Annotated in this window: 8 protein-coding genes; 6 read left to right on the forward strand and 2 right to left on the reverse strand. The window is 41.2% G+C overall.

The features are described 5' to 3' along the window. Positions 1 to 42: 42 nt before the first annotated feature. Complete coding sequence (locus P3L47_RS11835; protein ID WP_277780906.1) at positions 43 to 1488, forward strand: TlpA family protein disulfide reductase; 1446 nt, start codon at positions 43 to 45, stop codon at positions 1486 to 1488. 141 nt (positions 1489 to 1629) lie between these two features. Here P3L47_RS11835 and P3L47_RS11840 read toward each other — a convergent pair whose 3' ends face one another. After that, positions 1630 to 2214 carry an RNA polymerase sigma-70 factor gene (locus tag P3L47_RS11840; RefSeq protein WP_277780907.1) on the reverse strand — a complete coding sequence of 195 codons (585 nt, stop codon included), beginning with the start codon at positions 2212 to 2214 and terminating at the stop codon, positions 1630 to 1632. Between the two features lie 129 nt (positions 2215 to 2343). Here P3L47_RS11840 and P3L47_RS11845 point away from each other — a divergent pair, with 129 nt between their 5' ends. The 4 genes from P3L47_RS11845 (at position 2344) to P3L47_RS11860 (ending at position 9415) form a co-directional block, all read left to right on the forward strand. Next, entirely contained in the window at positions 2344 to 3360 is a 1017-nt protein-coding gene (locus P3L47_RS11845; RefSeq protein ID WP_277783696.1) for a FecR family protein, read from the forward strand. Between the two features lie 233 nt (positions 3361 to 3593). Then, complete coding sequence (locus P3L47_RS11850) at positions 3594 to 6893, forward strand: SusC/RagA family TonB-linked outer membrane protein (RefSeq protein ID WP_122360772.1); 3300 nt, start codon at positions 3594 to 3596, stop codon at positions 6891 to 6893. Between the two features lie 15 nt (positions 6894 to 6908). Next, positions 6909 to 8441 (forward strand): SusD/RagB family nutrient-binding outer membrane lipoprotein, encoded by a 1533-nt coding sequence (locus P3L47_RS11855; protein ID WP_122360771.1) that lies wholly within the window; start codon positions 6909 to 6911, stop codon positions 8439 to 8441. Beyond that, a complete protein-coding gene (locus tag P3L47_RS11860) occupies positions 8423 to 9415 on the forward strand; it encodes a metallophosphoesterase family protein (protein WP_147382979.1) in 993 nt (330 codons plus the stop codon). Before P3L47_RS11855 ends, P3L47_RS11860 begins: the two co-directional genes overlap by 19 nt. Before the next feature lie 335 nt (positions 9416 to 9750). On the opposite strand, the gene P3L47_RS11865 is transcribed toward P3L47_RS11860, so the two are convergent. Continuing rightward, a complete protein-coding gene (locus tag P3L47_RS11865; RefSeq protein WP_122360769.1) occupies positions 9751 to 10356 on the reverse strand; it encodes an HU family DNA-binding protein in 606 nt (201 codons plus the stop codon). A 254-nt stretch (positions 10357 to 10610) separates the two neighbouring features. Here P3L47_RS11865 and P3L47_RS11870 point away from each other — a divergent pair, with 254 nt between their 5' ends. Then, on the forward strand, positions 10611 to 12689 hold the full coding sequence (locus P3L47_RS11870) for a BT4734/BF3469 family protein (RefSeq protein WP_277780908.1): 2079 nt from the start codon (positions 10611 to 10613) through the stop codon (positions 12687 to 12689). Positions 12690 to 12769: the final 80 nt, after the last annotated feature.

Below are 12769 nucleotides of genomic sequence, written 5' to 3' on the forward strand. Positions count from 1 at the left end.
GTCTCGTGACGTACTCATTTATCATGCTTTAAAACTAATAAGATGGAAAATCAAAGACTCGCTTATATGCTGGCCGGTATCGTCGCATTCGGACTGGCAGGTTGTTCCTCTCAACCGATAACCATTGAAGGAAAAGTATCCAATCTTTCCGGTAATACGATCGTCTATAATTCTACAATCGACGGTGTATATCAGTTTACTCAGAGAGATACCCTCTTTGTGCAGGCGGACAGTACCTATCGGATAACACTTCCTGGAAAAGAGAATGAGAAAGTCTCGTTTTACGTGTACGGGCAAAAGTATCTGGGTACGGTTTACGTCGAACCCGGTAAGAACGGGCTCGATATCGATGCCTCCCTTGAAAGCAATCTGAATGTGGAGAATAAGCTGGTGAAGGAGAATGAAATCGTGGAAGAACTTGCCCGTTTGCAGAAGGATGTCTTTGGTTTGAGAGCCCGCGAAAAAGATGTGTTCCAGGTAGCAAAAGATACGGTAGCTTCTTCTGTTTACAAGAAACTGACGGACTATGGAGCCGGTATAGAACAGAAGATAACCGGAGTCGACGACCTCTTTAAGAAAAGAGCCGTGCAGGATGTCCGTATGCAGATGTTGCTGGCCTTTATGAATCAGTATTTCGGGATTAATTACCGGGGAACGGAAGAGACAAAGAAAGAGTGGGAGGCCGTTTATCCGGAAATGCTGGAATATGCCGATATTACCCAGCCGGAGAATGTCTTTTCCGACGCATTCTCCGATGTGGTGTCGAACATTGCCGGGATAGAGCTTTATATGAAAACCAAGCAACAGCCGAAAGACCGGAATGAAGGCAAGGTAATGCTTTTCGACTGGTATAAGGAGAACCTGAAAGGACGTGTACAGGAAATCGCCATGGCTAATATTATCCTGGATGATGCTGCGAACGAAAGTTATTCGACAGGCATACCGGAGCTATACGAACAGTTTAAAGTGCTGTATCCGGCCAGTATCCTTCAATCATCGCTGGAGGAGGCGATACGGAAGAACATCTCGTTTAACAAGCAGGAGCTTCCCGCAGATATTCATATCCTGAACACCGACAGTGTGCGTTCTTTTAAAGAGATAACCGACCGCTATCCGGGAAAAGTGATCTTTATCGATATCTGGGCAACCTGGTGTGGTCCTTGCCGTCAGTCTTTTGCCCATGTTGAACCCTTGCAGAAGTATGCAAAGGAGAATGATATCGTGCTGCTTTATGTTTCCATCGACCGTCCGACTGAAGCCGATTTATGGAAGAAAATGGCAGGATACTATAATCTGAAAGGGGAGCACGTACTCATCAACGAATCTTTTAAAATGGATATCTACAATACTTTCGGTAACAATGGAGCCTTGTATATCCCTCATTGCGCCATCATCAACAAAAAAGGGGAACTGCAATTTAAAGTCGCATCGAGTCCTGAAAATATGGACAAACTGATAGAACAGTTCCAGGAAGCTGGTGCGGAGTGATTAACGCCCCAGTCGTTAGCACTTAAGAATGCCTATCGTTAACCTCTAAGAATGCCCATTGTTAGAGGTTAACGATAGGCATTCTTAGGATATTATTGTCGGGCTCGGATGAACAGGCATGTATAATTCGATTGCATATACCTAGTTCATATATTTCGATAACAACAATATCAGCGGCAGGTAATCTTTCAAGGTAACTCGCAGTTGTTTCAAGGCTTGAGTAATCCGGTAATTTACCGTTTGGGTGGAAACCTGCAGGATCTCGGCTATCTCTTTGTAGCTTTTATTTTCGAAACGGTGCATGATAAATGCTTCCCGGTAGCTGGCGGGTAAGGCATGAATCGCCTGGCTGATCTGTTTTTTCAGTTCTTCCGCCTGGTAGAAATCGCTGTCCTGCAACATCTCCAACATATATTCATAGTAACGTGTCTCTGCCCGCAATTGCGACTGCTGGCGGGTAAGCTGGTTGATACTTCTGTGATAGACTGTTTTGTACAGATACTGGCTGAAAGAGGTATTGAATATTTGTGCTTCCCTGTTTTCCCATAACCATAACATGACATCCTGCACGATCTCTTCGGCATCTTCCTGACTGACGAACCGGTTCGCATACGTGCACAACATCGGGTAGTATCTTCTGAATAAGGTACCATAGGCTTTTTTATCTCCATGTTGCATGGCCGATAACAGAAATGAATCGTCTATTGCTTGTGAGGTCTTTTTCATACAACTGTCTCCCTGTCGGCAAAGTTAGCTTTTTTGTTGAATAAAAAAAATATCAAAAAAAAGTGGACTTCCGTTTAGTAATCCGTCGGAGTTCCCTTGTCTAATATATAAACAGGCATAAAAATGCAAATGGAAACATTCAATATAGATCAGATAGAAGAACTTCTTCCCCGGTATTGTTCCGGCGAGGCGACGGTAGAGGAATGCCGGATGGTGGAGGAATGGATCGGGCAGTCGGAAGATAACTACCGGATTGTCAAACAAATCTATGCCATTGATCAGGTAATGGGTACAGCACAGATGGAATCGAAGGTGGATACCGAAAAGGCTTTGGCATCCGTAAGCCGTAGAATGACTAAGGAACGTCCGCAGGTGAGCTGGTTCACCTGGGTGCAGCGGGTGGCTGCGATTCTTTTTATCCCTCTCCTTATCACCTGGGGGATCGAGCATTTTACTCCCCGGAGGGATATAGCCCATATGATCGAGATAAAGACCAATCCAGGAATGACGACCACCGTCGATCTGCCGGACGGCTCCAAAGTATACCTCAATTCGGAATCTTCTTTGACCTATCCTTCTTTTTTCAGTGAAGACAAGAGAAGCGTGCAGTTGAAAGGGGAGGCTTTCTTTGAAGTGCAGAAGGACCCCGAACATCGTTTTATTGTTTCAGCCCCCAACCATACGCAGATCGAGGTATTGGGTACTTCCTTTAATGTGGAAGCATTTGAGAGAGATTCATTTATATCCACTACGCTGGTTGAGGGTAAAGTCCGCTTTGCCTATCAGAAGAACCAGCAGTCCACAACGGTAGTCATGAAGCCCGGACAGAAACTGATGTACAATACAACTTCTTCGCAGGTCAAACTGATCCAGACAAGCGGTGAAACCGAAACGGCCTGGAAAGACGGAAAGATCGTTTTCCTGGCAACGCCGCTGCCGGAAGCGTTGCGGATGTTGGAGAAGCGGTTTAATGTTGACTTCGTGTTATCCAATAACCGTCTTCGTACAGAGGCATTCAACGGCTCATTTACCAATCAACGGTTAGAACGTATATTGGAAATATTTAAAATATCATCGAATATAAAATGGCGTTACCTGGATATCCAGGATACGACGAATGAGAGAACTCGAATAGAAATTTATTAACCTAATTGAAAAAATCATGAAAAGTAAACCACCCTAGAGAAAAACATCCGATGAAATATTGGCGTATTTCATCGGATGGAAAGAATTCATTTAAAACGCTTGTTTGGCGACAAGCATAGTAAATCATTTTTTATTAATTAGATCAGTACAAAGTTATGCAAAAACATTTTAATACCCAACAGTATTGGGTAGCAGAGTTTCTGCGGTTTATCTTAAATAAAATACCAAGAGTTATGAAGTTATCAGTCTTCTTACTAATATGTACTATTGGTTTGGCACAAGCAACAGGTAGCTATGCCCAGAATGCTACTGTAAGTCTGGAGATGCGAAACCAAACGGTAAAAGAAGTGTTGGATGAGATCGAGGAACAGTCTGACTTCTCTTTCTTCTTCAATATCAAACATGTCGATTTGCAACGGAAGGTTTCTGTTGTAGTTGATAAAAGCGATATATTTAAAGTGTTAGATACAGTATTTGCTGGAACGAATGTACGTTATACAGTAGTAGACAGTAAGATTATTCTTTCAACAGAAAAACAAGAAATTCAACAGATAAGTAAGAAGAAAAAAATAGAAGGATTTGTCTGTGAACCAAATGGAGTACCTGTTATTGGTGCTAATATAGTGGAAAAAGGAACAACGAATGGGACAATAACTGATTTAGAAGGTAAGTTTGTTTTGGAAGTCGATGATAATGCTTCTGTATTGGTGAGCTTTATTGGTTTTGTGGATCAGGAAGTCTCTGTAAAAGGAAGAAATATATTACAATTAACTTTAGTAGAAGATTCACAAAATTTAGAGGAGGTAGTGGTTACAGCTTTGGGTATCAAGCGCTCAGAAAAAGGATTAGGATATTCTGTCCAAAAAGTGGATGGAGATAAACTGACAAGCGTAAAAAATATTGATGTCACATCCAACCTGATCGGAAAAGTTGCGGGCATGAATGTAAAAAGTAGTACAGAGTTTAATGAAGCTCCAACATTGACATTGCGTGGAGAATCTCCTTTGTTGGTAATAGACGGTGTTCCTTATACAAACATATCTTTACGAGATATAGCAGCAGATGACGTCGAATCAATGAGTGTATTGAAGGGGGCTACAGCTTCTGCCCTTTATGGATCTCGGGGTGGTTCAGGAGCAATTATCATTACCACGAAAAAAGGAAATGAGAAAGGTGGTTTGCAGGTGAATGTTAGTAGTAATACTATGTTTGAGGCTGGTTATGTGGCATTTCCGGAAGTTCAGACTTCTTACAGTTCAGGAGGTGCCGGACAATATCGTACAGGTGATTTTGTTTGGGGAGCTCCTCTAGATGCTGGATATATGGCAACCCAGTACAATCCGTACACCTACGACTGGGAAGAGAAAGAACTTGTTTCAAAAGGAAAAGACAATTTTAAGAATTTTCTGGAAACAGGTTTCATTACCAATAATAATATCAATCTCTCTTATCAGAGTGAAAAAGGAAGTTTCCGAACTTCTCTGACACATGTTTATAATAAAGGACAATACCCTAATACGAAATTGAATAAATTTACTTACTCAGTTGGTGGTGATTTTAAAGTAGATAAATTTAGTTTCGAAGGAAATCTGACTTACAATAAACGTTTTTACCCGAATGATAAAGGTACTAAATATGGTTCCGGCGGTTTTATCTATAATCTTGTGGTTTGGTCTGGTACAGAATATGATATTCGGGATTATAAAGATTATTGGCAGAGGGGTAAAGAAGGAGAAGCGCAGAACTGGATGGAAAACACTTGGTATGACAATCCTTATTTTTTGGCTAATGAGGTACGGCACAACGATGATTATGATGTGACAAATGGATCTTTGTCGATGAAGTATGATGTGCTACCTTGGTTGAGTATGACACTTCGTTCCGGTTTTGATTATTATCAGGATAAAGAAGAGTGGAAATATGCTAAAACTTATACTATGAATAAAAAAGGCTACTACTATGTAGATCAGGAGAATGCCTTTAGTATGAATAACGATTTCCTGGTGACGGCAAATCATCAATTTGGAAAGTTTGGTATTGACGGATTGATAGGTGGAACTATCAATTATAAACAAGGAAGCAATGTATGGGGAGAAACTAATAACGGACTGACTATCCCTGGATTCTATTCTTTAAATGCTTCTGTTGATCCAGCAAAAACCGGACAGAAGGGATTTAAGAAACAAGTGAACAGTATTTTTGGAAAAGCTACTCTATCCTGGGGAAGTCTGTTATTTGTCGATGTTACGGCTCGTAATGACTGGTCAAGTACATTGCCTAGCTCTACTCGTTCTTATTTTTATCCGTCAGTAGCTGCTAGTTTGGTCGTTTCAGAGTTGCTTAAAATGCCGGATTGGATTAGCTTATTAAAAATGAGAGGGTCATGGACACAAAATAAAAATGACTTGGATATTTATGCAATAAACAATACTTATTCAATCACTACTAATATATGGGATGGAAAAACGGCAGCTTATTATCCTAAAGTGATAAGAGGGATTGACTTGCTCCCGGAAAGTTCACGTTCTTATGAATTGGGTGCGAATGCAAACTTTTTGAATAACAGAGTTTGGGTAGATTTGACCTATTATAATAAACGGAGGAAAGATTTTGCCGTGAAAGCCCCGCTAAGTATGAGTTCAGGATATGATCAGACCTACATTAATTCGAAAGAAGAACGGGAGAGAAGAGGTTTTGAACTCTCCATTGGCGCTACTCCGGTAAAAACGAAAGATTTTGAATGGAATACGTTGTTTAACTGGTCATCCGAACGTGATGTTTTTGTGAAACTGGATTCTAAATATTCGACTAAAGCACCATGGGTAAAAGAGGGAATGCGTTGTGACTATCTTACTGCTCCTCTTTGGGATACTGATCCGTATGGGAATATAGTGCATGGAGCAAGCGGATTGCCGGAGAGTATACCTTATAAGGGCTTGATGGGATATTCATCACCCGATTGGATTTGGGGATTCTCAAATACCTTGCGCTACAAAGATTTTACCTTCCATTTTGCTTTTGACGGGTGTGTCGGTGGAGTCGCTTATAACTGGACAGACCAGGTGATGTGGAATTCCGGATCTCATATTGAATCAGATAATCAATGGCGGTATGATGAGGTTGTAAACAAGAATATTAGTTATATTGGTCCTGGTGTGAAAGTTATTTCTGGAACGATTGAGCGGGATGAATATGGACAGGTTATCAGTGATAATCGTGTATATGCTCCGAACGATGCAAGAGTATCGTATGAAAATTATATTCGTCATTATTCTAATGACTATTATGCAGGTAAACCACAATCTTATTACAATCGTACATATTTTAAACTTCGTGAAATTGCATTAAACTATACAGTGCCGAATGCATTGACGAAAAAAATAAAAATGACTGATTTAACGGTAGGTATTACTGGTAATAATTTGTTGTTATGGACAAATGAATTTAAATATTCGGATCCGGATAAAGGGGAGGATAACTTAAATTCACCATCTATGAGATACATTGGATTCAATTTGAAAACTTCATTTTAAAAAGTAAAAGATATTATGAATAAATATATAAGATCATTTATTGTTTTAGGAATTTGTTTAGGGATTTTATCCTCTTGTTCCAATTTCGATGAAATAAATAACGATCCAAATGCGACAAATCAAGTTGCACCGGGATTGCTAGCTACCGGGTTATTAATAGGAATGACCAAGCAAGATTATGAGTACGGATCATTTATCGATCATAATTTCATGAGCAAGCATGCCATTACAGCAGAATTGATTCGAAATGAATTGTATAATAAGATTTCACGTTCAGGCTTCGATTCTTTTTTGGATATAACAAATGCAAATCAGATGGTTGCGTCTGCAACTCCCGAAAACAGGATGCCTTACGAGGCTTTGGCTAGTTTTATTAAGGCTTATAAAGGCTTTTATTTATCACTGACGTTCGGAGATATACCTTATTCGGAAGCGGTGAATCCAGAAACAATAAATTATACACCCAAATACGATACACAGAAAGAAGTGATGCAGGCTATTTTGACCGATTTGGATAAAGCTGCTGAACTATTCGGGAATAGTCAAAGTTTCGAAGGAGATCCAATTTTGAATGGAGATCCTGTGAAATGGGTGAAAGTTGTGAATGGCTTTAAGTTGAAAGTGCTTATTAATTTGTATATGCATGATACGGAAGCTGACTTGAATATTCAGTCTCAGTTTGCTGAATTGGTAAACAGCAAGTCATTAATGGAAAGCAATGATGATAATTTTCAGTTAGTTTATTCCAATAAAGGAGGACAGGTGTATCCTTTCAATGATTTGTGGGCCCGAAGTAATGGATATTGTGTCTTGTCTTCCAATCTGGTTGATTCATTAAAAGTGTTAAAAGATAACCGTCTGTTCTATTTTGCAGAACCTTCAGCAGATGCTGTGTCACAAGGTCTGTCGGAGGGAGATTTTGATGCTTATGTATCTATTGATCCTAGTTTACCTTTTAGCGATATTACAAAATTGTATGGTGATGGTAAATGTTGTAAATTAAATCTACGTTACCGAGATATTAATAATCCAGCCGGCGAGCCTATCATGAGAATTGGTTATGCTGAACAATGTTTTAATATTGCAGAAGGAATTGTAAGAGGATGGATGCCTGGAAATGCCAAGGAGTTTTATGAACGGGGAGTTCGTGCGGCAATGTTGTTTGTAAAAGATCATACTCCTGATATGTATGTAGAAGGAAGACCAGCCATTACTGACGAATACATTACTGATTATTTGTCGAATGGGCGAGCTGCGTTTGCCTCGGATACGGATACTCAGTTAAAACAAATTTTCCAGCAAAAGTATTTTATCTATTTTTTACAAAATCCATGGGATGGATATTATGAATATCGTCGGGTTTTATATCCTGTTTTGCCGATTGATCCGTCGACCAATATGAATGATATCCCTGATCAGTTACCCAAGCGTTGGATGTATCCACAACGAGAATATGATGAAAATGGAGAAAACTTGAAAGTCGCTTTGGATCGTCAGTATAATGGCAAAGATACCAACAACGATTTAATGTGGATATTGAAAAAATGATGATGATAAAAATAAAGTTTTTCTTTTATGTCACTTTCCTTGCCTGTCTTTTGACAGGCTGCGGGGAAGTGCAGACCTCACGGATGGTAGAGAATATTACGGTACAAAATGGAAATGTTTATTATTATATAAAGGGATTAGAAAAGCCGTTTAATGTATTATTTCTTTCTGATACTCATTTTACAGTAGAAGATGAACGTGGAAAAGAGTATTATGCCTATACTCATCGAATGGGAGGAGGTGCAGTGGAGCCTGAAAATTATGGAAAAGGAAATGGACGTGATCTGGCTTTTCGTGCTTCTCTTGATAAAGCTAAAAAGGCAGGTTCGGAACTGGTGATTCTGGGTGGTGATATTATTAACTTCCCTTCTCTGGCTTCGGTTGAATATATCAAATCCATACTTGATGAATCAGGTTTAAACTGGATATATGTTGCGGGTAACCATGATTGGCATTATGAGGGTGAATCTGGAAGTTCTTTCTTGCAAAGAGATAAGTGGACTGCTTCTAATCTGAATGATTTGTACCAAGGGCAGAATCCGATGTTTAATGCTCAAACGGTACATGGTGTAAACTTTGTAACGATTGATAATTCTGCATTTGAAATAACTAAGGAGCAGTTGGATTTCTTTCAGAAGCAGGTCGGTAAAGGCTTGCCAATTGTTTTATCAATGCATATTCCGGTTTATTTGCCTGGGCATAATATTGATTATGGTTGTGGACATCCGGACTGGAACAAAAAGAACGATATATATTATGAAATCGAACGTAGGGAATCTTGGCCGGAAAATGGATTTATGGAAACAACTTATCAATTCTGTGATTTGGTTCTGAATAGTCCGGAGGTGATAGGTGTTTATGCAGGACATACGCATGAAGAAGCTGTTGATTTTGTGAATGGAAAACTCCAATATGTAGCTGCAGCTAATTATAACAATAAAGATATTTTGATACATTTTGTACCGGTAGATTAGGGAGGTTTTTTATACTACTAAATGATAAAAGTCGGAAAATACAAAGTGAAATATTTGTTTTTTTCGATGAAATGCCACTTATTTGAAGACAGGACTATAGTGTTAGCATTATCAGCACTATAGTCCTGCCTGTATTAGCACTACTCTGTGTGACGGAGCCTGTGACTAGTATGCTATGCGATGAAATGGGGCTTTTCATGTGTCAAAACCGGTTTTGTCGTATTTGTTACCAAAAATCTGAACATATCGTAGCATAATACTTCCCAACCTTTATAATAATAGTTTTTCAAAAATAATCCTTCATTCCTTCAGCTGTAATCTTTCTTGTTTTATTATCAGTGATTTACAGCTGAAGGAAATGAATAAACCCTTGTGCTCCTATACCCGTTTTTCTCCAATTTTCCTTCATCTATCAGCTTCTTCAGATCTTCCAGCGCACGATATTTGGAGCAGCCTGTCAGCTCCCGGTAGTCACCGCAAGTGATATAATGATGTGTGTTCAGATATTCCGTCAGTCGGCGTACCCGTTCATCGAAAGAGGGCAGAACGCCTTTTCCTTCCGGCATACGCTCCAGGGAGATCGATTTTAGTTTGCTTTTCAGGTATTTGCCACAGCGGAAATTCACATTGCGGAAATGTACTGACTCGCTGCGGATCTCCTTTCTATCCATGACCGGACGCGAAACAAGCGAGACGCTGAAAAAGCCGAGGCCGTCTAATTCTACGTTATATCCTTCATCCAGCCGGAAAGCCATCGCATCGGCAATTACCCGCAAAGCCCCCTTGATGTCGGCTCCCGAAAATCCGGATCGTCCTTCTATATCCCGCATCAATTCCTCTGTACTGATAGTTCCATAAGGTACCACCCGCGGATGCAACGCCTGTTTTTTCTTGTCTCCTGTAGGGTTCGGATTGCGAACCATTCGATATCTTGCACACATAACTACTATGATTTATGGTTTAACCTACTATCCGGTAATTCCGAAGTGCCTTACTTTTTTTTGTTTATCAATTGCCGTACGCTTGTTTGACAGCTGACAAACGCTTATTCGATAACTGTCTTACAAGCGTTTGCCAGTTGTCAAACAAGAAGGAATAACGGACTAAAGATATAAATAATAATTGAGAGAAGCCTTGTTTTATATGGCTTTTTTTCTTACTTTTAGGCAGAAAGTACACCTTAAATTACAAGCGAATGAATATCACACTGTACAAAGACGGAAATAAATCCGTTAAGACGCTTTCCTTTAATGATTTAATAGAAACGATGAAAGACCCGGTGGCCGGACGAACGGTAAAAGAATTTCGGGAAAAACTGGAGGAATATCCTCCGGGTTATCCTTGTCCGGCGTCAGCCAAGCTGCCCAAAATCGTTTTCGGTGCCGAATTGAATAAGAAAAAAGAGGTTGTGGAAATGAAGGCTTACAACGGGCTTATTCTGTTGGAGATCAATAATTTATCAGGTTATACGGAGGCGGTGGAGATACGGCGGAAGGCGGCCGGTTCACTGCAAACAATGCTTGCATTTATCGGTTCGAGCCGCAAAAGCGTGAAGATTGTTGTCCCTTTTACGTTGCCGGATGGATCTTTGCCTTCCAGCCGTGAGTTGGCGGAGTGGTTTCATGCGCATGCCTATCAGCGGGCACTGAATTATTACCGGATGCAACTGCAACGGGAAATACCCTATGGGCAACCAGCTGTGGTGCAAGCCTGTCGCATATCCTACGATCCGGATCTTTATTTTAATCCGGCGGCTGTACCGGCTACACTTGAACAGCCCTTGCAAATGCCGGGCGAACCGACTTTCCGTGAGCTGAAACAACAGGAACCGTTGCCGCTTCAACGGATGGAGGCGGGGCATGAACGCAGTTGTTCCGTTTACCTGCTTTTTCAGGTAGCCTTGAAAAAGGCGATTGAAGAGGTGGGGAAGGAATCGGACGATACAACGGCGGATGCTTTGCTGGTGCGATTGGCGGAGAATTGCCTTCGTGCAGGCATACCGGAGGAAGATGTGGTGAAATGGGCGTATGTGAACGTACATTTCCAACGGAACGAGACGGAACTGCGGGCGGCGGTACACAATACTTATCTGCTGGATAAATATTTTGGTGCCGGTCCGGTCATGCCGGCTTGCCAGAACCTCGTATTTCGGATGGAAGAGTTTATGAAACGTCGCTATGAGTTGCGGAGGAACGAGCTGAAAGGTGAAGTGGAATATCGCGAACGACGTTCCTATTATTATAGTTTCTTTCCTGTTACCGACGAGGTTCTCAATACGATCTCCCTGCATGCACAGGCGGAAGGACTCGATTTGTGGGATCGTGATGTGAAACGTTATATCTATTCCAATAAGATTCCGCTGTTCAATCCGCTGGATGATTATCTGGATAATCTGCCGGAATGGGACAGGAAAGATCATATACGTGCCTTGGCGGATACGGTACCGACATCATCGAAGTTGTGGCGCGAGCATTTTTATATCTGGTTCCTGGGGCTTGTCGCCCAATGGAAACAGATGGGTGGGGTGCATGCTAACAGCCTATTGCCTTTATTGGTGGGGGATCAGGGGTGTGGAAAGTCTACCTGGTGCCGTAATTTAATGCCACCGGTCTTGCGTGAGTTTTATACCGACAGTATCGATTTTGGAAATCGTCGTGATGCTGAACTGATGCTGCACCGTTTTGCCCTTATAAATATCGACGAGTTCGACTCGATAGGAAATTCCCGTCAGTCTTTTCTGAAACACCTGCTTCAAAAGCCCGAGGTGAATGCCCGTCGTGCCTACAAATCGAGTGTGCAGGCTTTGAAACGGTATGCCGGATTTGTCGGAACTTGTAATAATATGGACTTGTTATCCGATCCGACCGGCAGCCGGCGTTTCCTGTGTGTAGAAATAAATGGTGAGATAGACCGCAGGCATTTTATCGATTATGACCAGCTGTATGCTCAGGCGATCCATGCACTCCGTGCGGGCGAACGGTATTGGCTGACGCGGGAGGAAGAAAAAACGATTACTCGCCAGAATGAAGTGTTCGAACAGGTACCGGTGGAAGAGCAGCTTTTCCTGCAATATTTCAAGCCGTTGTCCGAAGAAGATGGTGAAATCGGCGAATGGCTTCCTGCTGCCGAGATTATGCAACGTATCCGCAAGCGTAGCCACCTGACTTTTAGCAACACAACCATAAATGCTTTCGGCCGCCTATTGCGTCGTAACAATGTCCCAAACCGGCATACAGAACGAGGAAACTTGTATCACGTGAAGGAAATAAAGTGATTTTTCTTCATTTGGGTGTGTGTCTGTAAAAATCCTTCAGCTGTAATTGGTTTATAATTAGATAAATAAATTATGGCTGA

Origin of the sequence: Parabacteroides chongii (assembly GCF_029581355.1) — a bacterium.
Taxonomy (GTDB): domain Bacteria; phylum Bacteroidota; class Bacteroidia; order Bacteroidales; family Tannerellaceae; genus Parabacteroides; species Parabacteroides chongii.

Bases quoted from the DNA above. Each gene is read 5' to 3' on its own strand.
- P3L47_RS11835 (WP_277780906.1), top strand. From the start codon at position 43: ATGGAAAATCAAAGACTCGCTTATATGCTGGCCGGTATCGTCGCATTC.
- P3L47_RS11840 (WP_277780907.1), bottom strand. From the start codon at position 2,214: ATGAAAAAGACCTCACAAGCAATAGACGATTCATTTCTGTTATCGGCC.
- P3L47_RS11845 (WP_277783696.1), top strand. From the start codon at position 2,344: ATGGAAACATTCAATATAGATCAGATAGAAGAACTTCTTCCCCGGTAT.
- P3L47_RS11850 (WP_122360772.1), top strand. From the start codon at position 3,594: ATGAAGTTATCAGTCTTCTTACTAATATGTACTATTGGTTTGGCACAA.
- P3L47_RS11855 (WP_122360771.1), top strand. From the start codon at position 6,909: ATGAATAAATATATAAGATCATTTATTGTTTTAGGAATTTGTTTAGGG.
- P3L47_RS11865 (WP_122360769.1), bottom strand. From the start codon at position 10,356: ATGTGTGCAAGATATCGAATGGTTCGCAATCCGAACCCTACAGGAGAC.
- P3L47_RS11870 (WP_277780908.1), top strand. From the start codon at position 10,611: ATGAATATCACACTGTACAAAGACGGAAATAAATCCGTTAAGACGCTT.